Source organism: Dyadobacter sp. HNCC25DJ183, from assembly GCF_056895175.1.
The window spans coordinates 429,301-454,407 of sequence record NZ_JBXHAP010000003.1 but is presented as its reverse complement, the minus strand read 5'-3'; the positions used below and the strand labels follow the sequence as shown (position 1 = coordinate 454,407).

The window sequence follows — 25,107 nt, the reverse complement described above, 5'->3', positions numbered from 1 at the left end:
TTTATCCATATATGTCTCAAATGTGAGACAAAACCATGATTAATATGCATTTGAAAACTGACTTTGATGTAATAATAATTGGCGGAAGCTACGCCGGCTTGTCGGCCGCTATGTCACTAGGGCGCGCCAAATGGAAGGTGGCGATTATCGATAGCGGAAAACCCTGCAATGCACAAACGCCGCATTCGCACAACTTCCTTACCCAGGATGGCGCTACTCCGGCAGCCATAGGTGCGGTCGCCAGGGAGCAGGTACTCTCCTACCCGACAGTTGAATGGATTGAAGATGTGGCTGTGAATGCATCCGGAGAGAATTACAACTTTATTGTCCAGACGGGATCCGGGAAGCATTTCGCTACAAAAAAGATCCTTTTCGCGACTGGTATCAAAGACCTGCTGCCCGCCACGCCCGGACTGGCAGCGTGCTGGGGGATCAGCGTAATCCATTGCCCTTTTTGCCACGGATACGAGTACAGCGATCAGAAAACGGGCATTCTGGTGAATGGAGAAACCACACTGGATTTCGCCAGACTGATCCGTAACTGGACACCCGACCTGACTATTTTCACAAACGGTGCAGCCGATTTTGACATAAATACAAAAACGCAGCTGGAACAAATGGGCGTATCGCTCAACGAGCAGCCGGTTGAAAGAATAGTACATGAAAACGGCTACCTCACGCACATCGCATTTCAGGATGGAAGTACCGCTGCGCTCAAAGCATTGTACCACCGACCGCCTTTTGAACAACATTGCAAGCTGCCTGAAATGCTGGGCGTCCAGCTTACGGCGCAGGGCCATATTGCGCTGGATGCCGCTCAAAAGACGAATGTACCGGGGATTTATGCAGCGGGCGACAATACCTCACCGGCTCGTTCTGTCGCGAATGCAGTTGCAGCGGGCAGCTTTGCGGGCGCGCGCTTGTGTCACGAGTTGATTAGCGAGCAATATTCTTAGTATGTTTGCACGCATTCACCCGCATTAACAGCTTACAATGTCAGTTTTTCAAAATCCAGCAAACATCATCATCACGTGCTACCGCCGCCTGTCGCCATTCCTTGAACCGGAGGTAAAAGCACTTGGATTTGATGTCGCTGAAACTTTCCCCACGGGCATTCGCACATCAGGTACCATGACCGATTGTATCCGTCTGAACCTGAACCTGTATTGTGCAAGCCAGGTTTTGTACAGCCTGGGCACCTTTCGTGCAAAACATGCCGACGATGTATACCGGTTTTTATCGCAAATAGCCTGGGAAGACATTCTGCCAGCTGAGGGTTACTTTTCGGTAACCAGCAATGTGCATACGGAAAGCGTGAACAATTCCATGTATGTGAATGTGCGGGTTAAGGATGCAATTGTCGACAGGATCAGGGGTAAAAAGGGCGTGCGGCCTTCGTCGGGCTCGGATATGAAGCAGGCTGTCGTGCATTTGTTCTGGAAAGAAGAGCAGGCTGAGATTTTTATAGATACCTCGGGCGAAACGATTGCCCGGCACGGTTACCGTAAAATCCCGGGGGCAGCGCCCATGCTGGAATCGCTCGCCTCGGCAACGATACTTGCCAGCACGTGGGACAGGCGCTCTGCGTTCCTGAACCCGATGTGTGGCTCAGGCACGCTCGCCATTGAAGCTGCCCTCATTGCTACCAACAGCAAGCCCGGCCTTTTTCGTAATAATTATTCTTTCATGCATTTGCTCGGCTATGACGAGGAGGTTTACTATGCGGAACAGGACAAGCTGGAAGCACAGATCATCGATGCGCCTGATCTACGCATTATCGCAACCGACCACAGCGAAGCAGCCATTGAAAATGCGAGAAAGAATGCGGTTGCTGCCGGAGTAGCCAATATGATCGGGTTTCAGGTTTGTGATTTTACGGAAACAGAAATACCGGATGAAAACAAAGGGGTATTCTTTGTGAATCCAGAATACGGCGAGCGGCTGGGCGAAATCAGTGAACTTGAAGAAACCTATGCCCGCATTGGTGACTTTATGAAACAAAAGTGTAGAGGATATTCAGGCTATGTGTTTACAGGTAACCTGGATCTGGCCAAGAAAATCGGCTTGAAACCACGCCGCCGCATTGAGTTTTATTCCGGTAAAATCGATTGCAGATTGCTGGAATACGAGCTGTATGAGGGCACAAAGCGCACTTTTTAGGTTTATTCCGATACAACGTATCGTTATTCCATGTTTTACTGGCACGATATTTAAAGTACATCAGGCATAATCAAACACAATTTGTCATGAGACAGTCACAAAATTCGGGAATGATGCAGCAAAATCAGAGTTCCCGGGCAAGGCCTGAAAACAAGGACAATTTGGACAGCAGGCGCAGAGAAGAGGAAATGGTAAAAGGCAATGACCTGACCAATAATCGGAAAGAACATCATAGCCTCAACAAACAGAAGTAGCTTTTCTCTGTGTTTATTGTGATTAGAGTCAAGCCGGGTTCAGAATTTTCTGGATCCGGCTTTTTTGTGCCTTAATAGCCGCTCCTGATGGTTGAATGCCGATCTTCCCAGCGACAAACAATATGCGCTTCAATGCCCAGCAGTCTGGCTAGCTTGTCTATTTTTGAACTGATATGTCCGACACCTACGGCGCAATGATGTGCTGGACCGTAGCTGTTCCAGCATTCGACAAACCTGCGTGCACCCAATGGAAACCGGTACCGGCTGTTTGTATTCCCAATTTCCAGAACCGGTCCCGCCACGGATTCCCCTTCTGCCACCAGCAATACCACTTTCCCGTCCACTGTTTCAACTACTGAAAGCAGCGTAACAGGGCCGTGCTTTACGCTCATTTCAACAGAAAGCCCGTTGCCTGTTTTACCATGATATACATACAATGGGCGCACTTTGGTTTTGCCTTCGGCGATAGCAATGTGGCCCGGACCGTCGTGCCCCATGAGAACCACGTCGTCAGTATAATCCATGGCATAATACTCGGTGAAAGAGCCGCCGGCGCCAAATGCATCCATGATCTTCATCGCCTGCACGTTTTTCACCTCGTACTCTCCTGCAACCGGAATGCCCCGGGCAGTCAGCAGGGAGTTACCGAGAATCACCGAACTCATTGTGTCCGCATTGGGTACATTCCCTGTTCCTTTGTGGTAATAAGCCATCGAACCCAGTCCGTGTCGGGCAACCAGCTTGTCGAGCGCAACTGCGGTGCTCGCGGCCCGGCGCAGTTCGGCTTCCGGACAATCGGGCTGGATTTCAAATTCACTTGCAAAAACTTGCAGTATATCCTCTATTTCTTCATCGGACACTTCTTGCCGGATCGCTGAAAGCTCATCGACTTCGATCATTTCAATATGTCCGCCGAAGGTGGCGCATTGCAGTGTGAGATTCGAGTAAATGTCGAGCATACCACCATAGTACCCGCCCATTAATCCCAGGCGGTTATGCGCCATGACGCTGGCGACCTGCGCAGCTTGGATCCACTCCTGTACTTCGTCCCAAGCTTCCGGATCGTTGTGCAGCATGCCGGTAACCTGGTAAAATGGCACGCGCGAACGTTTGAAAACATTCGCCAGCTCGGGTACCGGGCAGGCTGAACAATACGCCAGCCACTCCCCTGTCATCCGGGTACGGTCACCGATTTTGTTAAATGCATTGTAGTCGATAGCAGCTTCGGGAACGAGGTTAAGCACAATGACGGGCACATTGGCCCGCCTGACCACCGGCAAAACCGTAGCTGAAAGCGCGTAGGTTGTTACGTACAAAAAAAGCAGGTCTACATCTGCTTTCCTGAATGCGTGCCCTGCTTCCATAGCTTTTTCGGGACTGTCGATCAGACCAAGATTGACGATCTCGGCACCGCAGTTGGTCAGCTTTGTATCAACTACTTCGAGGTAGCCTTTCAATCTTTCTTCCAGCCCTTCAAATTGTTCCCAATAAGCCTGTAGCCCGATACCGAACAGACCGATTTTTAGTTGATGAGTGTACAATTTAGTCATATCAAAAAATACAAATCCTTCTCCAACGCTAGCTCTGGCAAAATGGTGGAGAGAATTATTTTTTCGTTGAGAAGTAGTTAAAACTGGGTTAAATTAAACTTTGGTTTGCAAAAATAGGACACAATACAGATCACATCCAATGAATAATGTGATTCAATATTTGCACGAAATGATATGGAACTATACCGTAAATATTTCAGTCAAGAACAACTTGAAGCACTCGCAGGATCTGAACCCAACTGGGGCGTATCGATCCTGAATGTCGGCCACAACCTGCATCCGTCCGGCAAGATTTATCCGGATCAGAATCATCCCGACAGCTACTACTTCGATTGGGAAAAAGGACGCGTGCTCAATGAATTTCAGCTGGTTTATATCTCCACGGGAAGCGGCGTGTTTGAGACCGAAACCATTCCGCCGACGATCGTGGAAGCCGGTACTGCATTCCTGCTTTTTCCTAACGTGTGGCACCGCTACAAACCTTCGCAGGAAACAGGTTGGGAAGAGTTCTGGGTAGGATTTGGCGGCCATTATTCAGAATACCTGATGCGGCAGGACTGCTTCAATGCCGAGAATCCGCTAATTCACATTGGTTTTAATTCCGAGCTTCTGAATGTCTTTATCCGCCTTGTACAAACATTGAAATTCGAGGGAATAGCTTACAAGCAAATTTCTTCCTGCCTCGTTATCCAGCTGCTGGGCCTCATTTACGCATCTGCATTGATGACCGATCATGCGCGATCTTACAAGGAAAAACTCGTACACCGGATGCGGTACCAGATTCACGAAAGCAGCACAGTGAACCTGGATATGGAAAAACTCGCGCGGCAGCACGGGGTAAGTTACGGCTGGTTCAGGAAAGCATTTAAAGAGGTGATCGGTACCTCGCCCGGGCAGTACCATCTGAACCTTAAAATCGAGAAAGCCTGTGAGATGCTTCGGGAAACTTCATTGTCAGTTTCCGAGATCGCGTACAAGACGGGCTTTGAGTCAGAATTTTATTTTTCGCGAATATTCAAGAAGAAAATGACGGTACCGCCCACTTCTTACCGGGAGGGATAATGCATGTAAATGCGTCAAAACGCAGGTACCAATTCAATTTTCCTGAGAAGCGGTCGTTGATAGAATTGTTTCAAATATCCTGCTGAATGAAATACATTCCCGTTCTGCTACTGCTATTGATCGTTTCATCGTGTGACTGGATCGGCAATTCGCCAAGTTTCGGCGACGACTTTATCACTTACACGATCCGCAAGGGAAACCACGAGGTAGACAACAATCTGAATACGCCTTTTACCTCTTCTTCCATGCATTTTCAGGCGATTTTTGACAGCAGCTGCGTGTATCAGAATGCAGTTCCGGAAAATCAGAACGATATCAATAAGCTCTACGGATTCTCGGATTGCAGCTCCGGTCACCAGAACAACAGTGCCAGGTTCGGCTGGAACTGGCGTGAAGGCGCGCTCCGGATTTACGCTTATGTATATGTAAATGGCGTGCGCCAGGAAAAAGAACTCGGAACTGCCGAGCTTAACGAACTGACCAGTTTCAGACTGGCGGCCGGGGACAAATCTTACATTTTCACTTTTCGTGGCGTAGAAACAACAATGCCGCGCCACTGTGATGGTGGCGTCGGCATCGCGTATAAGCTGCTCCCCTATTTCGGAGGAGACGAAGCTGCTCCTCAGGATATAAGTATCAAGATCAGGAATTTATAACCGGCTCGTGTATACGGAAATTGATTCCGGCTGCACCCTGATTACGCCGCCTTCTGCTGTTTCCGGAAGATCCTTTTCCCCTCCCCATTTCGCGTCAGAAGAAACCATGAGCTTCTGCCAGTTTGCCTCGCCGGGTAAAGATACCTCCTGGGCATTCTTTGAAAAATTCAGCACGGCAGTCAGATGCTGTTCCGGTGAAATCCGCTGTAAAATGATCAGCTCACGGTCTTCAAATCCTTCTACCACAACTCCTTCCCGATCGGTTTTGCGCAATGCGGGTTCCTGTTTCCGTAGTGATATAAAGGTTTTATAGTAGTTCAGCATCGTGCGGTGCGGTTCTTTGTCCAACAGCTCCCATTGCACTTTCGACTTTTGAAATATCTCTTCACTCACCGGATCAGGCGCGTCGCCTTCTATATGGAACGCCGCGAACTCGCTTTTTCGGCCTTTTCGCACAGCCTCGGCTAGTTCAGGATCAGTGTGGCTGACAAAATATTGAAATGGATTTGTTTCACTCCATTCTTCTCCCATAAACAACAGCGGCAAATAGGGACTGATCAGCACGGCACCGGCAAGTAATTTCTGCATTTCAAAACTAACCAGCTGGCTTGTACGCTCCCCGAGCATACGGTTACCTACATGGTCGTGGTTTTGAGAAAATACGATGAACTGCTCGCCGGGATGTCCGTCGGCTTTTACACCAAACTTCCGCTTCCGGTGATCCGAGTAGACACCGTCGTACACGTAAGCATCTTTATAAGACTTGGCAAGTGACACAATCGGCTCAAAATCTGAGTAGTACCCACTCTTCTGCTGACCGGAAGAAACCCGCAATGCGTGATGAAATTCGTCTATCCATTGCGCATCCATTCCGTAGCCACCTTCTTCGACAGGCTTTATAAAGCGCGTATCGTTCAGGTCCATTTCCACCATCAGGTAATGCTGTTTGTTGGTGACCTGCGAAAGCTCGTTGACCCGCATCTTCATTTCTTTCAGTAAATGCAATGGACCAAAATCCCTGATCGCATGCACAGCATCCAGCCGCAATGCGTCGATATGGAAGTCGTGGAACCACATCAATGCATTCTCGATAAAATACTGCCGCACGGCATCGCTCCATGCATCATCTACATTGACCGCGTCGCCCCAGGGCGTGTGGTACTTGTCTGTAAAATAATGGCCGAACTTGCCAAATACATTCCCTTCCGGGCCCAGGTGGTTATAAACCATATCCAACACCACAGCTATTCCTTTAGCGTGGCACGCATTGACAAACTCCTGCATCGCCCGCGGGCCGCCGTAAGAATCCTGTACCGAATAAGGGAACACACCATCATAACCCCAGTTCCGACCGCCGGCAAACTGAGATACCGGCATAATTTCAATCGCATTAACGCCCAGTTCCACCAGGTGATCTAGCTTGCTTTCTATTGCCTGCAAGGTACCTTCCGGCGTGAATGTACCGATATGGACTTCGTAAATAATATAGTCTGAAAGCGCAGGATTAGCCCATTGCTGATCTGTCCACTGAAAACTCTTGATATCAACCGCCTGAGACGGCCCATGAACACCCTTAGGCTGGTACACTGACGCAGGATCAGGAAGAGGCTCTTCATCTCCCAACACAATCTGATACAGATCATCGGGTTTGATGTCCTCCGTTTTGAGGGTCCAGTAACCATATTCAGCTTTTTCAAGCGGCAATGTTTTGTTCTGATCGACCAGCAGAATACCAGCTTCCTCCGCGAGCGGCGCCCAGATGAGCACTTCCGCTTCTCCAAATTCATTAAATCTTATGCCCGGTACTGCGGGCAATGTCTCACTAAAGCTCATAGTTTTTGCTCTTCCAATGCGTGTTTAAAAACAACTATCGATCTGCTGTCAACTGTAATGGTGGTGTCCGGCGCAATGATCTGCCCGTCTTCCGTTACGCAGCATTCGCTTGTATCGATTACTTTCCTCCATTCCGTTCCGTATTTTTCGGGAGGTAACTTGTATTCCACAGGCTCATAATGCGCATTGAAGATCATATAAAAGCTATCGTCGTAGATCGGCTCGCCTTTCGGGTTCATATGGCGAATCCCTTTTCCATTCAAGAACACGCCCAGTGATTTTGCATAATCATGATTCCAGTTTTCATCCGGCATCTCTTGCCCGTCAGGCAAAAACCACGCAATATCTTCCAGACCTATCCCTTTGATCGGCATTCCGCGGAACCAGTGACGGCGGCGGAATGTGGCGTGGGCTTTACAGAATTTGATCAGCTTTTGAGTAAACCCAAGTAGTTGCTGATCCGCCTGGTCCCAGTTCAGCCACGATATTTCATTATCCTGACAGTATGCATTGTTGTTTCCCAACTGCGTTCTGCCCCATTCATCGCCCGCTACCAGCATAGGTACGCCCTGCGAAAGGAAAAGTGTAGTCAGGAAATTGCGTTTTTGCTTGTTCCGGAGCTTTACTACCTCATCGTTTTCCGTCGGCCCTTCTTCACCGCAATTCCACGAGCGGTTATGACTTTCTCCATCATTGTTATTTTCGCCGTTTTCATCATTACGCTTGTCATTATACGAGACAAGATCATTCAGCGTAAAACCGTCGTGTGCGGTGATGAAGTTGATGCTAGCAGTAGGATGCCGGTCTTCTCCTTTATACAAATCCGAACTTCCGGTAAACCGCTCCGCGAACTCAGCCAGCATACTATCCGCCCCGCGCCAGTAATCGCGCATACAATCGCGGTACCGCCCGTTCCATTCAGCCCAGCCGATCGGAAACTTACCTACCTGGTAGCCGTCGTGGCCGATATCCCAGGGTTCGGCGATCAGTTTCACCTGTGAAATAATAGGGTCCTGGTGAATGATATCAAAGAATGCACTCAGCCTGTCTACCTCATGGAGCTCCCTGGCGAGCGTTGAAGCCAGGTCAAAGCGGAACCCGTCGACGTGCATCTCCGTGATCCAGTAGCGCAAACTATCCATGATCAGTCTGAGTACATTTGGCAGCCTGGCATTCAGCGTATTGCCTGTACCGGTATAATCCATATAATAGCGGCCGTCCATTAAACGGTAATACGCCATATTATCAATGCCGCGGAAAGAAATGGTTGGCCCCATCTGGTTTCCTTCGCCGGTATGGTTATATACCACATCAAGGATAACCTCAATGCCGGCTTTGTGCATTTCCTTCACCATGTTTTTAAACTCAATTACCTGCTGACCGTGCGTACCTGAGCTGCTGTAACGCACATCCGGAGCAAAAAAGCCGATAGAATTGTAGCCCCAGTAATTGGTCAGCCCGCGTTCTTTTAAATGGCGGTCAGATATAAAATGGTGCACGGGCATCAGCTCTATGGCAGTAACGCCCAGCTTTTTCAGATAGCTGATCGATGCGTGATGTGCGAGTCCTGCGTATGTACCCCTGATCTCTTCCGGAATGTCCGGGTGAAGATTGGTGAAGCCTTTTACGTGGGCTTCATATATAATGGTATCGTGATAAGGGATCTCGGGTGCTTTTACATTTTCCCAGTCAAACAGATGATCTACAACCACCGACTTAGGCACATAAGGCGCGCTGTCCGAATCACTAAAACTCAGATCTTCATCAGGGTGACCGATCTCGTAACCGAAAAGTGAATCGTGCCACTGGATCGTGCCGGAAATGGATTTTGCGTAAGGATCGATCAGTAACTTATTGGGATTGAAGCGCAAACCTACCGTTGGCTCATATGGTCCGTGTACCCGGTAGCCGTAAAGCTGTCCGGGTTTAAGGCCTGGAACGTATACGTGCCACACGTAATGTGAAACTTCCCTGATCTGGATTTTGACATTCTCGGTAATACTCTCTTCACTATCAAACAGACAAAGCTCCACGCCTGTCGCATGCTCTGAGTAAAGCGCAAAGTTCACCCCTTTTCCGTCCCACGTAGCCCCGAGCGGATAAGGTTCTCCGGGGTATACTACTATATTGTCTAACTTCGATTGATCTACAACTTTCTTGTTGGCAATTTTTTTCATATATGCTGATTTTTTTTCTGCGATGATTTGAGGATTGGCAGCTTAATGTGCCTTTTAGCTGTGGAAAACAGCATTTTGTTGCCCGACTGAGCTGTTAGTACGCAATTTGCTATAAAATTATGCCACGCGAGAACCGTGGAGCCCGGGAGATTTTTCCCCAGCATCATACCCTACACGCCAAACTGAATTGCTATGACACAAGAAGAACTTCTGAGACTGGCCGCATTCCTGGAACAAACAGCAGAGACTAATGAAGATACGGAATTTGATTCTTCACAGGATTATCTGGTGGAAGAGCTGATCAGGCTTGTGAAGGAAAAAGGCAAAACGTCTATTGTTGAGGATTTTGAAACACCGTACGTTCACCCGATGATTACGGTGCAAAAATGGGTGGAAGAGTTGAAATTGCTGGTTGCGCAAACACTTCGGGAGGAAACCGCTTCATAATGTTGTCAAAAATGGCTTATTTGCGCAGATAGGGCATTTAGGTATGATTTTTGTATACCAAAAGTCACACGCGCGCTCCTTTTTGTTCCTTTACCCTTTACTATGATCCTGATTGTCGACGACAGGCCGGAAAACATTCTACCTCTAAAGAAAATCCTGGAATTACATGATTTTAAAACAGACTCGGCTGAGTCTGGTGAGGAGGCTTTGAAGAAGGTGCTCAACAACAATTATTCCGTGATTATCATGGATGTTCAAATGCCCGGCATGGACGGATTTGAAGTCGCCGAGGCTATTTCCGGTTTTGGCCGGGCCAAAGACACCCCCATTATTTTCCTCTCTGCCGTAAATACCGAAAAGCGTTTTATCACACGGGGCTATGCGTCGGGCGGGATCGATTATCTCACAAAGCCTGTCGATCCTGACATTCTTTTGCTGAAAGTAAAAACGTTTGTGCGGCTTTATGAGCAGCAGCAGGAGCTGAAAGCGATTCAGGAATCGCTGAGGCAGGAAATTGACATTCGTAAAAACGCCCAGGATGAGCTCGCTTCCCGCATGCAGGAGCTGCGTTTTATCCTCGAATCATTACCGCAGATTGCATTTACTGTCAAAACGGATGGGAAAATCGAGTATGTGAACGAACACTGGTTTCAGTATTCGGGAGATGCAGCGGTGTTCCCCGAAACGCATCCGGAAGATGAGTTTTGGGAGAGATGGGAAGAATGCTTCCGCAACGGACAGGAATTTTCAACAGAAGCGCGGCTTAAACAGCTTGGGACTACCGACTACAGATATTTTCTTTTAAAGATCATCCCGGTTTACCAGGGTACCGGCATCGTGCGCTGGGTTGGTTCATTTACAGATATCCACCAGCAAAAAATGGCCAACGAGCTGCTGGAACATAAGGTTGAGCTGAGGACGAAGGAACTGATGGACAAGAACACAGAGCTGGAAACCACTAACCACGAATTGCAGCAGTTTGCCTGGGTAGTATCCCACGATTTGAAGGAGCCACTCAGGAAGATACAGACATTCAGTCATCTGATTAAAGATAAATACCTGAACGACAATGCAGAGGCGACCTCTTACCTCAACCGGTCGATCAACTCTTCGGCAAGAATGTCGCGCCTGATCAGCGACTTGCTCGATTATTCCAGGCTTTCTGTCAAAGCAAATTTCCAACTTACCGACCTGAATATGCTCATCAGTGATCTGCTGTCGGACTTTGACGAAATTATTTTGCAAAAGAATGCAGAGATCTCCATTGGCAAGCTGCCGCTGATTGATACTATTCCAAGCCAGATCAGGCAGGTATTCCAGAACCTGATCAGTAATGCATTGAAATTCTCCAAACCCGACGTGCCGCCGCGCATTACCATCACCGCCGAGCTCATTGAACATAAAGATGTGCATTCCGAACCCTCTCCGGTCGGTGGTTTTTGCAGGATCGTGATCGCCGACAATGGAATAGGATTTGACGAGAAATTCCTTGACCGGATTTTTGTCATTTTTCAGCGGCTCAATAACCTCAACAGCTACGAAGGCACGGGTATAGGGCTCGCTATTGCCAAAAAGATCATGGACAAACACAATGGGCTGATATCCGCCCAGAGCACACAAAACGAAGGTGCCAGGTTTATTCTGGTATTGCCCGCTGTCCAGCAAACATCACAGGAAACAACCCTTGAAAACAAGTAAACGCATTTATGAGAAAAACTTCTAACTCTATTATCCAGCAGCTTCAGATCGTATTTTCATTTTCAACCCTGCTGCTGATTTTCAGTTTGCTGGCGTCGTATTACAGTACCCAGAAGCTGATCAACAATTCAGAGCTGGTTAATCACACCAATGAAGTACTGCTGGAAGCGGAGGCGATCATTTCGCACATGAAGGATGCGGAAACAGGGCAGCGCGGTTTCCTGGTGACACTTGACCCGACTTTCCTGGAACCTTACAACGGGGCTTATGAAAAAACCACCCGCAGCTACAACCGCCTGTCGGAACTCACCCTTGACAATCCTGCCCAGCAAAAATACCTGCGTGAAGTAAAGGCGCTTTATGAAGCGAAATTCGGGCAAATGCAGAATATCATAGATATGACGCGCAAGAATCCCGGTTTTGCCGTGGATACCGAGGCGCGGCTGCGTGAAATGCTGCGGGGCAAGAAAGTAATGGACGATCTGAGATTTGCAACCGAGCATATCAAAGACGAAGAAAAAGCGATACTGACCGACCGCCTCGAACAACAACAGATTTACATTAAGTACACTCCTATCCTGCTGATCATTGCCGCGCTCATTTCTATTATGATCACGGTATTTGCATACTTCCGTATCAAAAATGATATGGACAAACGCATTGCCCTGCAGGAGCTTGAAAACAGGAAATACGCGGAGACGGAGAGGCGGATCAGGTACATTGAGGAGGTTACCCAGCAGGTTTCAGACGGTGACTACACTGTGCGCAGCACCGACGAATCCGAAGACGAGATTGGCCGCATCTCTGTGGCGCTCAATAATATGACCAGTTCTCTGGAACAAACATTTAATGACCTGAACAGCAGAAACTGGCTGCAAACGGGATCTGTAAAGATCAGCGATGCGATACGGGGCGAGCGGATCCTTAAAAAGTTGACCGCCAATTTGCTGAACACCCTTGCAGACTATTCGGGGGCTAGTTTGGGTACCATTTACATTATCGACAATGACTGGAATTACCGGTTGACAGGCACCTATGCTGTGAAAAGCGCGCCGGAAATGGTTACTCCGGGCGAAGGGTTGGCCGGACAGGTGATTGAAAGTAAAAAGCCGATGTTCGTCAACGACGTGCCCGCCAACTACCTGCGCGTTACATCTTCCCTCGGCGATGTGAGTCCTGCGGCTGTTGTCATCCTGCCGCTTTCCTATGCGTATGAATGCATTGGCGTGATCGAGCTCGCATTCCTGAAAAATCCGGATGAGCTGCAGATACAGTTCCTGGAAAACAACCTGGAAGCGATTGGCACGAGCGTGAATTCTGCTTTGGATTACCTGAAACTGCAGAACTTCCTTGAAGAGACCCAGGCGCAGGCGGAAGAACTGCAAACGCAGCACAATGAACTGGAAAACCTGAACGCAGAACTGGAAGCACAGTCGCAGAAATTGCAGGCTTCGGAAGAGGAACTCCGCGTGCAGCAGGAAGAATTGCAGCAGACCAATGAGGAACTGGAAGAGCGGAGCGGATTGCTGGAAGAGAAAAATATAGAGATCGTCAAAAAAGCGGAAGAGCTTGAACTGACAACAAGGTATAAATCAGAGTTTTTGGCGAATATGTCGCACGAACTGCGCACGCCACTCAACTCCATCCTGCTACTGAGCAGGCTGTTATCTGAAAACGACGATAAGAACCTGACCGACGAGCAGATCGAGTATGCTACCGTGATCCAGTCTTCGGGCAATGGATTGCTGGGGCTGATCGATGAGATCCTGGACCTTTCTAAAATTGAAGCCGGCAAAATGGAGCTGGATTATGTGAATGTGTCTATCAAGGAAATCTCCGATGACCTGAAAGGTATGTTCGCTCCCGTGGCTCGCGAAAAGGGACTTGACTTTACCGTTAACATTGGCCAGGGAGTTCCGGTGGTGATTGAAACGGATAAGATGCGATTGGAACAGATCCTGAAAAACCTGATCTCCAATGCGCTGAAATTTACTGCAAAAGGCTACGTCGAAGTTCAGATCAGGCTGCATGAAGGCAATGACAATATGTTGAGCTTTAAGGTAAAAGATACCGGTATCGGGGTTGCGCCTGAGAAGCAGAAGCACATTTTTGAAGCATTTCAGCAAGCTGACGGTTCAACCAAACGGAAATACGGAGGTACCGGACTCGGACTTTCGATCAGCCGCGAGCTGGTGAAACTGCTCGGCGGCGAGATTGCGCTTACCAGCATTGAAAATCAGGGAAGCGAGTTTACGGTCATTATCCCGATAGCTGCCGTTTATGCCGTTCAGGAGAAAGAAGATGATTTCTTCAAAACCGTGAAAGAAGAGACGCTTCCTGTAAAGGCTGTACCTGAAACAGACCACCGGTTTGTGAGCACGATCATTCCCGAAAGCATTTCCGATGACCGGAATACGGTCCAATCCGGCGATAAAACGATCCTGATCGTTGAAGACGATACATTCTTTGCCAAATCGCTGCTCGACTATACCCGTCGCCATGGTTATAAAGGGATTGTTTCAGTGAGAGGTGACGAAGGCTTGCAACTTGCCAAAACCTTCAAGCCGATCGGTATCCTGCTGGATATTCAGCTGCCGATAATCAGCGGCTGGGATGTAATGGACCAGCTGAAAAGCGACCCTGAAACGCGGCACATTCCGGTGCACATCATGTCGTCGCACAGAATGAAAAACGAGAGCCTGATGAAGGGTGCGATCGATTTCATTGACAAACCAATGGCGATCGACAAGTTGCAGGAGGTGTTCAAAAAGATAGAATATGTGATCAGCAAAAAATCTAAAAAAGTGCTGATCCTGGAAGATAACTCCATGCACGCCAAGGCGCTGGCTTATTTCCTTGGCACATTTGATATTAACTCGGAACTGAAAAGCGACTTGTCGGAAGGTATCTCTGCATTAAAAAACAATGAAGCCGATTGCGTGATCCTTGATATGGGCATTCCCGATAAAAAGGCTTACGACGCCCTAGAAGAAGCCAAGAAAAACCCGGGACTTGAAAATATCCCCATTATCATCTTCACCGGAAAGAGCCTGTCCATGTCCGAAGAGCTGCGTATCAAACAGTACGCGGACTCCATTATCGTGAAAACGGCACATTCTTACCAACGTATGCTCGATGAGGTTTCATTGTTCCTGCACGTGGTGGAAGAGAACAAGAAGTCGACGCAACGCTCGTCCGACCAGAAAAAGCTGGGTGGATTGAGTGAGATCCTGAGCAACAAAACGGTACTGATCGCCGACGACGATGTGCGCAACATCTTCTCGCTGTCAAAATCGCTTGAAAACTACAAAATGAATGTAGTAACCGCCCTCGACGGCAAAGAAGCGCTGGCGAAGCTGGACGACAATCCCGAAATCGACGTAGTGCTGCTGGATATGATGATGCCGCAAATGGACGGTTACGAAACAGCGCGTCGCATTCGCGAAAACCCGAAATGGCGTAACCTGCCTGTAATCGCTGTGACGGCAAAAGCAATGACCGGCGACCGCGAAAAGTGTATCAATGCAGGCGCGTCGGATTACATTACCAAGCCAGTGGATATCGACCAGCTGATGTCGCTGCTGCGGGTTTGGCTTTATGAGAAATTTTGAATGAGCGAACGTTTCTTACCTCCACAATGAAAAAAAGGGTTTTGATAATTGATGATGACGCGCGGAATATTTTTGCTTTAAAGGCTACTTTAAAAGCGAAAGGATTTGACTGTGTGTCGAGTACCGGGGCGCCGGAAGCTTTGGAACTGCTGAAAACCGACGAGGTTGTGAATGCAGTACTGATTGACATGATGATGCCCGAAATGGACGGATACGAGGCGATTCCGCTGATCAAGCGCATTGAGCAACGGAAGGGAACGCCCGTGATTGCGGTGACTGCGCAGGCTATGGTAGGCGACCGGGAGAAATGCCTGGAAGCCGGGGCCGACGCTTATATTTCAAAACCGATTGATGTTGACAAATTGCTGGTGCTGCTGGAAGATATATAAGTGTGGAAAATGATTGATGATGAAAATATCGACTTGCTGCTGACGGACCTATTCGATCTGTACGGATATGATTTCACCAGCTACTCCCGCGCCTCTCTGAAAAGGCGCATTGAGCGGCTTTGCCTGCTCGATAAATTCCCAAGTTTTGCCGAACTACGTTACCGCGTCAAAAACGATCCCGATTACCTGAAAAGGTTTGTTGAAGAGATCACCGTGAATGTGACGGAAATGTTCCGCGATCCTACTTTTTATAAAGCATTGAGGGAGGATATACTGCCGGTGCTGGGCACCAAGCCTTTTATAAGGATCTGGCATGCAGGCTGTTCTACGGGTGAGGAGGTTTTTTCAATGGCGATCCTGCTGAAAGAAGCGGGACTGCTCCGTAAGTCGCTGCTGTATGCAACTGACCTGAACCCTACCGTGCTGGAAAAAGTAAGGAAGGGCATTTTTCCGCTTTCGCAAATGAAACAATATTCGGAAAGCTACATTGCATCAGGCGGCACCAGGGATTTTTCGGGTTATTATACAGCCAATTACGGACAGGCCAAGTTTGACAAGGAGCTTGCGGAGAAGATCATTATCTCGACCCATAATCTGGTATCAGACAGCTCATTTAATGAATTTGACCTGATACTTTGCCGCAATGTCCTGATCTATTTCGATAAAGAGTTGCAGGACAGGGTGCTCAAACTGTTCGATGCCAGTCTTGCTCCGCTGAGCTACCTGGCGCTCGGAACAAAGGAAACACTGAAATTTTCTGTGGTACAAAACAAGTTCAAACAGCTGAACCGCGAGAAGATATGGAAGAAAATCATGTAGCACGACATTGCGGGCTGCTCCTGATCGGAGGTTCTGCGGGAAGTCTGGAAGTGCTTTTCAAGCTTCTTCCCAGGCTCAAAGCCGATCTCCCCTTCCCTGTTGTACTTGTACTCCACCGCCGCAACTCGGGCGATTCGTCGCTGACGGAACTGCTCGGAAGCAAGACTTTAAACAAAACTGTCGAAGTAGAAGACAAAGACCCGATCGTGCCCGGCTGCATTTACCTCGCTCCTGCCAACTACCACTTACTCATTGAAAATGACCACACGTTCTCGCTGGACTACTCCGAGAAAATCAATTTCAGCCGACCTAGCATCGATGTGACATTTGAATCAGCAGCTGATGTTTTTGGTGCAGCAACTACCGGTATTATCTTGTCAGGCGCCAATGAAGACGGTACGAACGGCTTGGTTTCCATAAAACGCGCAGGCGGCCGGACCGTAGCCCAGCAACCTGATACCGCACAAATGCCTTTCATGCCGCAGCACGCTATCACCGCCGGTACCGTCGACTACACACTTGACATTGCCGGACTCGCAGGTTTCATCAACGGCCTGGAATGAGTTTTTACAATCGTTGATTTTTACCATAAAAGGTAACTTCTGTCATTTTTTCAAAAGGGTTTTCTGAGGAAATTTGTAGGGTAAACAATTGGTACCCCCTTCACCTGATAAACAGCACGATCATGGCCAGGCATAACAGACTATATAGCGTTTTTTTCAATAAATGTCCCCGTTGCGGCGTGGGTGATTTTTTCGTAAGCAAAAGCGCCTACGATCTCAAAAACTTTGAAAAGATGCACAAGCATTGTCCGCACTGCGGCGAAAACCTGGTTCCCGAACCGGGCTTTTACCAGGGTGCGTTGTACATGAGCTATGCATTTTACGTCGCCTTCATGGTGATCGCATTCCTCATCTGCGTCAACTTTTTCGAACAATACCTCGATTATTTCCTATTCGCAATCATTCCCATCCTGGTCATCCTAACCCCTTGGTTCTACCGCCTTGCCCGCCGCTCCTGGCTGGCACTGTTTATCAAGCCAGCTGCGGAGGTTTGAATGAGTGAATGAATGAAGTGCGAAAATGAAAACAGCTTTGTCACCCTGAGCGGACCGGGCTGCCGGGCGGTCGAAGGATGAGCGATGTCGCCTTTTTTTGTCACCCTGAGCGGAGTCGAAGGGAAGGGCGTTGTCGCATTCCCTTCGACTCCGCTCAGGGTGACAAAGCAAGTTTCCTCCATCCATCCCTTCCCTTAAATTCCTCCCCGAAACCCCTCCGGCGTTTGCCCGGTTTCTTTTTTGAAGAATTTGGTAAAATAGGAATTGTCGCTGAAATGGAGCTGGTCGGCTACTTGTGAAATGCTGAGGTTGAGGTTGATCAGCAGCCTTTTTGCTTCCAGCACAATGCGCGCGCGGATGATTTCGCCTGCTTGTACACCCAGGTGTTCTTTGCACAATGCATTCAAATGGTTGGGTGTAATGTTGAGGAGTTTGGCGTAAGCGCCCGGCTGCTTGATGGTACTGAAATGCCTGTCGACGAGCTTTTGAAAATCCCGGATCACCGGGTTGCGAGGTACTGGTTTTCCACTGGTTAGCCCCGCAGGCTCATTCCTTGCTACAAGGAAAAATAGCTGTAACAGCAAAACGCGCGTCATATCTTTACGGAACAAAGCCGCTCCCTGCTGCTGTTCCAACAACTCTTCAAAGACACCTGTCACTTTCCCGAAAACGGATTTATCGAGCTGTAAGACATTGTTCCGGCTGTCGCTGCTGTTCAGAAAATTGAAGAAATCGAGGTAATCGGGCTGCAACAGGAAAGACTGGAAGAACGATTCTGAAAAATTGACCACATAACCCTCCGGCTCACCTTCGAAACGCCAGTCGTGCACCTGACCGGGCACCATAAAATAAATCTGTCCGGCTGCGACCTGAAAGTGGTTGAAATCGATGATATGCTCACCTGCGCCACTGGTAAAAAGTACCAGGTGGTAAAAGCTATGCCGGTGCGGGAACACCAGGTTCTGATGTTCTTCGAGGTATTCAGAAAACCGGCTGATCATAAAATCCTCCGCCCGGTACTCCGAAAGCGGGCCGATGTCGAGACGGGGGAAAGTGGAGCGTGACAATGCCAAAATGCTGGGGTTTGTAAATGCAGCAATTTAGGGAGAATCGGGGTTTCAAACGCAGTCTTCCATATATGCTCACCGATAGATTCTTCAAAGCTACCTCAGGATCAATACGCCTTCTCAGCGAACGATAGCAATTGCATATTTACTCACAGCATCTATTAGCCAAATCTTATATCTAAAACTACTATGAACGATCTATCTCTACTTACTTTTTTATGGAAGCGCTTAGCATGCGTTCGTCCACAGCAAATCCGAGAAATCGGATACATCAAATACTATGTTGCAGCGCTTCTTTTAAGCACTGGCTACGAACAAGCGAATGCACAGGGAGTGGGGATCAACACTACAACACCTCACAACAGTGCTGCGTTGGATATCCAGAGTACCAATAAAGGTATTCTCATCCCGCAGGTTGAATTGCAAAGTTCGATTGATAACGCAACGATAGTCAACCCGGCCACTGGTCTGCTTGTTTACAATAAGAACGGCAATGTTTTAAGTGGTGTCGGATTTTACCAGAACACAGGAACTCACGTTTCACCTAACTGGGAGATCTTGTCAAGATTGAAACTCCCTTACTCACATGGAGTTTCAACAAACACTGCATTCAATATTCAAAATTATCAGGGTAGCAGTGGCGCAACAGCAATTAAAGGTTATTCTTCTGGTGTTGGGACGGGAATATTTGCCGAGAGCGATAATGGTTATGCGCTTCAAGTTAAAGGTTTCATGAAGATATTCGGAGCCGGCCAAGTGCCTGGTGCTGGTAAAGTTTTGACAAGTGACGCGACTGGTGAAGCCACTTGGCAGGGACCGGTTGCATTCTCAGCCTCTGGAATTAAGGGCGAAGGCGGGCAGGTAGTTCCGTCACAAGAAATATATCGAATTCCTTTCGCGAGCGAAGATTACGATTTGAGCAATTCTTTCACACTGCACAACGAATCTCCTGCGAGTACATTTACTGTGCCCATAGAAGGATTGTACCACCTCGATGCATTTATTTCACCGCAGGACGCTGGCGATTGTGAAATCCGCCTTATGCTTCTGCGAAATGGAGTAGAAACGAACATCTCAACTGCCAGTGGCAATGATTCAAATAATGAAATTCTAATTTCAAGAGATTTTAAGCTTCTTAAGAATGACCAGCTCTTTGTAAACATCTTCTACTTTGGTCAAGGCTATCTCGATTTATTTACCCAAAGCAGGACAGCCTATTTCAATGCGCATCTAATTAAATAATTATTAAAAATGAAAAACATATACCTCACCGTTAGCTCATTGCTTATTGGCCTGACTGCACAGGCGCAGTCCATTTCGCCTGCTGGCATTTATGCGGCTGCTAATTACAACCAGTCAGGCGGCGTCAGTCTGGAATGGGTACTGGGAAGCATCAATTCTTTTTCCAGCCTTTCGCCACTTCCGGTCAAGTTGATCCGCTTTGAAGGTACGCTCACGGCCGAAGGTTCGGCAAAACTGGAATGGGAAACTGCGGAAGAATATGGCAACAAGGGTTTTGAAATTCAAAAAGCCACAGACGCAGTACATTTTGAAAACATCGGCTGGGTCGATGGGGCTGGTGATGCGAAGACCAGGAACATATATCAATTTGTTGATAGCGAGCTGGCAACTACAAGCTATTACCGCTTGAAACAGGTTGACTTTGATGAAAAATTCAGTTTCAGCAAGATCATCCGAGTAATCCCGCACAATGAAAGTCTCGACCGCTTTACAGTATACCCCAACCCGGTAAAAGACGGAAAAGTAACCGCCACCATCCCCGAGCGCAGCTTCAAACTTACGCTATTTGACAAGACAGGCAGGCAAGTAAAGCAAATCACACAGCCCCAAACGCAAGAGCAGCTGCTGCTACCCGGCACCGGCTCTTTCCTGCTCAACATTGAATCTGTGGCGGGGAACAAGACGATACAGGTTGTGCAGCCTTGAAAAGGCTATTGTCAAATTCCTTGATATTCACATACAACTTTCTTATTTATATGAAAGCTATTGCAAAGATTCTCGCCTTATCAATATTGACCAGCACAAGTCTTCACGCCCAGTTCTCCTCCGGCAATCAATTCTTCATCGGAGCGAATACTACTGTTTCCATTCATGGTCTTGTATTACGGCCGACGTTTAATAATACGGTGTGGAGCAATAAAGTACTTACGAGATCTACGGACGCAATCGTTGGTGATCCTACTGCGAGTATTCTGCAGGTTCATACATTCAATGAACCTACCGGCTTTTCCGGTTTAGTCGGGTTGACTTACCTGACTGGCAACCTGAACGGGAATACAGAAGATGATCTGCAGATTGCCTATTTTAACCCTGATGAGAAGTATGTTACTACAACCGGAAGCACGGTCGACAAGGCGATACACATGGTGTCACGCAACTTCACGGGTTTAAACAACAGCTTCTTACGCATTACTGCAACTAATGCAAATAGCGTTTTGCCAGTTACACTTGTCAGCTTTAAGGCATTGAAAGAAGGCGGACAAGCGCAGCTCGCGTGGAGCACATCAGACGAAATCAACAGCGACTACTTCGAAGTGCAAAGGAGCGTAGAAGGTAAAGTTTGGAATGCGATAGGGAAGGTGCAGGCTGCCGGTGACAGTAAAGCGGAACGTACCTACACCTTCACGGACAACTCCCCAGCTAACAGACAAAACCTGTACCGACTTAAAATGGTGGATTTTGACGGAACTTACACGCATAGCAAAATTGTGGTACTCGATTTTGAAAGTGATATGGCTGTTAGTTTCTATCCCAATCCGCTCACCGAAAAGCTACTCATTCAGGCTGATAACTGGAACGAAGTTAAATCCGTGGAGTTAGTTACCAAACAGGGAAATGTCATTCCAATGAATAACAGCAAAGCCGGAAGCGATCCCGGTTCGCGTGAATATGATTTTAGAAAATACCCTGTCGGGACTTATTACATTAAAGTTACCCGACAGGATGGTGGAATCAGAACCCAGCAAATTGTAAAAATGTAGCTCCGTCTAAATTCAGATTGCAGCAGATACAAAGGTCAGGCAGCTTCGGTTGCGTGACCTTTTCTTTTTAAGATCAATGCGCAGAGCAATGACACGATCAGTCCGACGGGCAGGATTTCGGCGTAGGTCATCAGAAGGATTACGAAAGGATTTTTATACATCTCCTTGTACTCGTTCATTTTTGCTACTTCCTCCTGGAGTTCAGCCGCAGTTGCACCTTCGCGCTCGCTCTGCTGTATTGTGAAGTCCGCGTACTTATCCATAAAGTCGGGGACGAAATAATAGTAATCCACCAGCCAAACCAATGCATATACAGTCGAGGCAACCATTGTAATCAACAGCCCGATTTTAAATGCTTTACCAAATGTGACTGTACCATTGTTGTACTTGTCACGGTAATTTTTCACACCTACAAAAATGAGTGAAAATGCCAGGAGCATGGAAGCATAGCCGATAAGGATACTGCCTTCGAAGTTCCCGTTTTCATAACAAGCCGCCGTGCTGGCGACCATAAAGGTGGAGACGATTGCGCCGGAGATCAGGCCACAGATGAGGATAATTCTTTTCATATCAAAAAAATTAAGAACTGGTGATGCTGCAAAAGTGTGCTAATCAACGCATTTCCCTCTCATACTTTCGGGTGATTTGATACAAAACGCAAGTCATATCATCCCAAAGTACTAGCCAATATTATTGAATCAATCTTAGTCTCCTGGCCTTTTCCACAGCCTGAATGCGGCTCCTTACTTCGAGTTTGTCAAAAAGGCTGGATGAATGCGTTTTGATTGTGTTGACTGAAACAAAAAGCTGATCGGCGATCTGCTGGTTGCTTGAACCTTCGGCGATTTTTGCCAACACTTCTAACTCCCGCTTGCTAAGCCCAAGGCGAAGCGCCTCCGCTTCATTGAGCGCGAAGGTTTCGGTCGGTTTTACAAAAACTTCCTTTTCAATGACAACGGTACGCACTTTCGGGTTCGTGAGTTTAATCGCCAGCCAGATCCCTAGTCCGGTAAAAAGGAGCGCAACTCCCCCTATGTAAATTTCAATAAGGTGATGAATGATTAAAAACCGCAGTTCCAGCCACTTCAACAGGAAAAGCAGCAGAGCAAGTACAATACCGTAGAGGATAGTCTGGCTGTGCCGGCGAACAAAGGAGCGCGTTGACGTTATTATCACGGAATAAGCGAATTATCAAATCAGAACATAAAGTATTTGAGACGCTTGCGCTACTTCTTTCTTCAAGCAAAAACCGGATCGCTGCACTGTTTTGCCAAATATTGCTAAATTGGCTAACCAACCTTTACACTCCTGATTTTGAAAAATGCTTCTACCCTATTGAACTGGTTACCGGGCTTGACCCACCACCGTCTCACCTGCTTTATCGTTTTTGTTCTTAGCATCGCAGCACAGACAGTTTCTGGCCAGAGTTCGGTGTCGCAGGATTCACTTTATATCCGCGAACATTATACGAAAATGGAGCGGATGGTACCAATGCGGGACGGTGTCAGCCTATTTACTTCGATTTACGTCCCGAAAGACATTTCTGCCGAGAAAAAATATCCGATCCTGCTTAATCGCACCCCTTACAGCGTGGCGCCTTATGGTGAAGAACTTTACAAGCTGGCGATCGGCCCGAGCATGCATTTTGCGCGCGACGGATATATTATCGTCTACCAGGACGTACGTGGCAAGTATATGTCGGAAGGTGACTTTGAAGCCTACCGCCCATTTATACCAAACAAAAAATCAAAAACTGACATTGACGAAAGCTCCGACACTTTCGATACGATCGACTGGCTGACCAAGAATATCGAACATCATAATGGAAAAGTGGGCAGCTGGGGTATCTCGGCGCCGGGGTATTACGCGACGATGACCGCCGTCGACGCACATCCTGCATTGAAAGTAGCATCGCCACAAGCCCCCGTGACCGATTGGTTTATGGGTGACGACCGCCATCACAACGGCGCTTTTTTCCTGATGGGCACATTTGCATTCCTTTCTTCCTATGGAGCGCCGCGGCCGGCCCCCACTCCGAAAGGCACTCCTGCTTTCAGTGCTTATGGAACACCGGATTCTTACGAGTTCTACAAGAAACTGGGTCCGCTGAAAAATGTGAACGAAAAGATCTTCAAAAACCAGAACCGCATTTGGAATCAGATGATGGAAAATGAAACCTACAATGATTTCTGGAAAGCGCGCACGCCGGTGCCGCATTTAAAGAATATAAAACCTGCGGTGATGGTTGTAGGCGGCTGGTTTGATCAGGAAGATCTTTACGGACCTTTGAAAACTTACCAGGGAATTGAAAATAACAAACCCAAGTCGCCGACCCTGCTCGTAATGGGACCCTGGATTCATGGTGGCTGGGCGCGGGGTACGGGCGAGTCGCTCGGAAATATTCGTTTTGGTGCCCATACCAGTGAATTCTACCAGAAGGAAATCGAGCTGCCGTACTTCAATCACTTCTTAAAAGACCAGCCTGATCCTGCATTGCCGAAAGCACACATTTTCGAAACGGGTTCAAACCAATGGAAGAAATACGATCAATGGCCGCCGAAAAACACTGTTGACAAAAAACTGTATTTCCATCCGGATGGCACTTTATCGTTTACACCCACAATGACAACTATGCAAGTCGGCGCGAAACCTGCTTTTCACGAATACACCAGCGACCCAGCCAAACCCGTTCCTTACACTTCCGAAATACGCATTATCCGCGGCTCCGATTACATGTATGAAGACCAGCGTTTTGCTGCTACCCGGCCCGACGTGCTGGTGTACGAATCCGCTCCGCTGGAACAGGATGTAACGATCTCTGGTAATGTTTTTGCGGATCTTTTTATTTCATCCACAGGTACTGATGCCGATTTCGTGGTTAAGCTGATCGATGTGTACCCGGGCGATGCACCCAATGACAGTCCGATCAATCCGAACATGAAAATGGGCGGATTTCAGCTGCTGGTTCGGGGTGAAGTAATGCGCTCCAAGTTCAGGAACAGCTTTTCCAAGCCGGAGCCGCTGGTTCCGGGCAAAATCGAACATGTGAAATTCGACATGCAGGACGCGGCACATTGCTTCAAGAAGGGGCACAAAATAATGGTACAGGTGCAGAGCTCCTGGTTTCCGCTCGTCGACCGCAATCCGCAGCAGTTCGTCAACATTTACAAAGCTTCCGAGAAAGATTTCAAGAAAGCGAATCACCGGATTTATCTTTCTGGAAGCAGCTCTTCGTACGTCGGTGTGCGGGTTTTGGAGTGATGGTTGAAATCGTTTTTGCTGGGAATGGGTTTCCTAGATTCCTAGGCGAGTCCCACGTCACGAT

22 protein-coding genes are annotated in these 25,107 nt (G+C 47.9%); 16 read left to right on the top strand and 6 right to left on the bottom strand.

Annotated features, from left to right (window positions below):
• Positions 1-44 precede the first annotated feature (44 nt).
• The 3 genes from AC1XTG_RS09380 to AC1XTG_RS09370 all read left to right on the top strand — a co-directional run bounded on the left by AC1XTG_RS09380 (position 45) and on the right by AC1XTG_RS09370 (position 2,414).
• Positions 45-956, top strand: coding sequence for an NAD(P)/FAD-dependent oxidoreductase (locus AC1XTG_RS09380; RefSeq protein ID WP_484841774.1), 912 nt, complete (start codon positions 45-47; stop codon positions 954-956).
• 37 nt (positions 957-993) lie between these two features.
• A complete protein-coding gene (locus AC1XTG_RS09375; RefSeq protein ID WP_484841773.1) occupies positions 994-2,160 on the top strand; it encodes a THUMP domain-containing class I SAM-dependent RNA methyltransferase in 1,167 nt (388 codons plus the stop codon).
• Positions 2,161-2,246: 86 nt separating this feature from the next.
• The gene (locus AC1XTG_RS09370) at positions 2,247-2,414 is read left to right on the top strand and encodes a hypothetical protein (protein ID WP_157474861.1); all 168 of its coding nucleotides are present in this window, start codon (positions 2,247-2,249) and stop codon (positions 2,412-2,414) included.
• 71 nt (positions 2,415-2,485) lie between these two features.
• On the opposite strand, the gene AC1XTG_RS09365 is transcribed toward AC1XTG_RS09370, so the two are convergent.
• Positions 2,486-3,955, bottom strand: coding sequence for an arabinose isomerase (locus tag AC1XTG_RS09365; protein WP_484841772.1), 1,470 nt, complete (start codon positions 3,953-3,955; stop codon positions 2,486-2,488).
• A gap of 183 nt (positions 3,956-4,138) precedes the next feature.
• Here AC1XTG_RS09365 and AC1XTG_RS09360 point away from each other — a divergent pair, with 183 nt between their 5' ends.
• Together AC1XTG_RS09360 and AC1XTG_RS09355 are read left to right on the top strand one after the other, a co-directional pair.
• Positions 4,139-5,026 carry an AraC family transcriptional regulator gene (locus AC1XTG_RS09360; protein WP_484841771.1) on the top strand — a complete coding sequence of 296 codons (888 nt, stop codon included), beginning with the start codon at positions 4,139-4,141 and terminating at the stop codon, positions 5,024-5,026.
• 86 nt (positions 5,027-5,112) lie between these two features.
• A complete protein-coding gene (locus tag AC1XTG_RS09355; protein WP_056289364.1) occupies positions 5,113-5,682 on the top strand; it encodes a hypothetical protein in 570 nt (189 codons plus the stop codon).
• On the opposite strand, the gene treZ is transcribed toward AC1XTG_RS09355, so the two are convergent.
• Together treZ and glgX are read right to left on the bottom strand one after the other, a co-directional pair.
• Positions 5,677-7,515, bottom strand: coding sequence for a malto-oligosyltrehalose trehalohydrolase (gene treZ, locus AC1XTG_RS09350; RefSeq protein WP_484841770.1), 1,839 nt, complete (start codon positions 7,513-7,515; stop codon positions 5,677-5,679). The genes AC1XTG_RS09355 and treZ overlap by 6 nt on opposite strands.
• A complete protein-coding gene (glgX, locus tag AC1XTG_RS09345; protein WP_484841769.1) occupies positions 7,512-9,692 on the bottom strand; it encodes a glycogen debranching protein GlgX in 2,181 nt (726 codons plus the stop codon). The genes treZ and glgX overlap by 4 nt, the downstream gene beginning before the upstream one ends.
• 192 nt (positions 9,693-9,884) lie before the next feature.
• Here glgX and AC1XTG_RS09340 point away from each other — a divergent pair, with 192 nt between their 5' ends.
• From AC1XTG_RS09340 to AC1XTG_RS09310, 7 genes are all read left to right on the top strand, one after another.
• Positions 9,885-10,139, top strand: coding sequence for a hypothetical protein (locus tag AC1XTG_RS09340; RefSeq protein WP_484841768.1), 255 nt, complete (start codon positions 9,885-9,887; stop codon positions 10,137-10,139).
• Between the two features lie 102 nt (positions 10,140-10,241).
• Positions 10,242-11,837, top strand: coding sequence for a response regulator (locus AC1XTG_RS09335; RefSeq protein WP_484841767.1), 1,596 nt, complete (start codon positions 10,242-10,244; stop codon positions 11,835-11,837).
• Between the two features lie 8 nt (positions 11,838-11,845).
• Positions 11,846-15,448: a response regulator gene (locus tag AC1XTG_RS09330; RefSeq protein ID WP_484841766.1), complete on the top strand. Its 3,603-nt coding sequence runs from the start codon at positions 11,846-11,848 to the stop codon at positions 15,446-15,448.
• 26 nt (positions 15,449-15,474) lie between these two features.
• Positions 15,475-15,837 (top strand): response regulator, encoded by a 363-nt coding sequence (locus AC1XTG_RS09325; RefSeq protein ID WP_484841765.1) that lies wholly within the window; start codon positions 15,475-15,477, stop codon positions 15,835-15,837.
• Between the two features lie 9 nt (positions 15,838-15,846).
• Complete coding sequence (locus AC1XTG_RS09320; RefSeq protein ID WP_484841764.1) at positions 15,847-16,656, top strand: CheR family methyltransferase; 810 nt, start codon at positions 15,847-15,849, stop codon at positions 16,654-16,656.
• Positions 16,638-17,219, top strand: coding sequence for a chemotaxis protein CheB (locus AC1XTG_RS09315; RefSeq protein WP_484841763.1), 582 nt, complete (start codon positions 16,638-16,640; stop codon positions 17,217-17,219). Before AC1XTG_RS09320 ends, AC1XTG_RS09315 begins: the two co-directional genes overlap by 19 nt.
• Before the next feature lie 122 nt (positions 17,220-17,341).
• Positions 17,342-17,713: a DUF983 domain-containing protein gene (locus tag AC1XTG_RS09310; protein WP_439559724.1), complete on the top strand. Its 372-nt coding sequence runs from the start codon at positions 17,342-17,344 to the stop codon at positions 17,711-17,713.
• Positions 17,714-17,907: 194 nt separating this feature from the next.
• Here AC1XTG_RS09310 and AC1XTG_RS09305 read toward each other — a convergent pair whose 3' ends face one another.
• Positions 17,908-18,786, bottom strand: a complete 879-nt coding sequence (locus tag AC1XTG_RS09305; RefSeq protein WP_484841762.1) for an AraC family transcriptional regulator — start codon at positions 18,784-18,786, stop codon at positions 17,908-17,910.
• Between the two features lie 183 nt (positions 18,787-18,969).
• On the opposite strand from AC1XTG_RS09305, the gene AC1XTG_RS09300 reads away from it, so the two are divergent.
• The 3 genes from AC1XTG_RS09300 to AC1XTG_RS09290 are packed head-to-tail and all read left to right on the top strand — an operon-like array spanning position 18,970 to position 21,782.
• Positions 18,970-20,022, top strand: coding sequence for a hypothetical protein (locus tag AC1XTG_RS09300; protein WP_484841761.1), 1,053 nt, complete (start codon positions 18,970-18,972; stop codon positions 20,020-20,022).
• 9 nt (positions 20,023-20,031) lie between these two features.
• Positions 20,032-20,727, top strand: a complete 696-nt coding sequence (locus tag AC1XTG_RS09295; protein ID WP_484841760.1) for a T9SS type A sorting domain-containing protein — start codon at positions 20,032-20,034, stop codon at positions 20,725-20,727.
• Between the two features lie 50 nt (positions 20,728-20,777).
• Positions 20,778-21,782: a T9SS type A sorting domain-containing protein gene (locus AC1XTG_RS09290; RefSeq protein WP_484841759.1), complete on the top strand. Its 1,005-nt coding sequence runs from the start codon at positions 20,778-20,780 to the stop codon at positions 21,780-21,782.
• 35 nt (positions 21,783-21,817) lie between these two features.
• Here AC1XTG_RS09290 and AC1XTG_RS09285 read toward each other — a convergent pair whose 3' ends face one another.
• On the bottom strand, positions 21,818-22,351 hold the full coding sequence (locus AC1XTG_RS09285; RefSeq protein WP_484841758.1) for a DUF4199 domain-containing protein: 534 nt from the start codon (positions 22,349-22,351) through the stop codon (positions 21,818-21,820).
• Between the two features lie 121 nt (positions 22,352-22,472).
• Complete coding sequence (locus tag AC1XTG_RS09280) at positions 22,473-22,958, bottom strand: response regulator transcription factor (RefSeq protein ID WP_484841757.1); 486 nt, start codon at positions 22,956-22,958, stop codon at positions 22,473-22,475.
• A gap of 177 nt (positions 22,959-23,135) precedes the next feature.
• Between AC1XTG_RS09280 and AC1XTG_RS09275 the strand changes: the two genes are divergently transcribed.
• A complete protein-coding gene (locus AC1XTG_RS09275; protein ID WP_484841756.1) occupies positions 23,136-25,043 on the top strand; it encodes a CocE/NonD family hydrolase in 1,908 nt (635 codons plus the stop codon).
• Positions 25,044-25,107 lie beyond the last annotated feature (64 nt).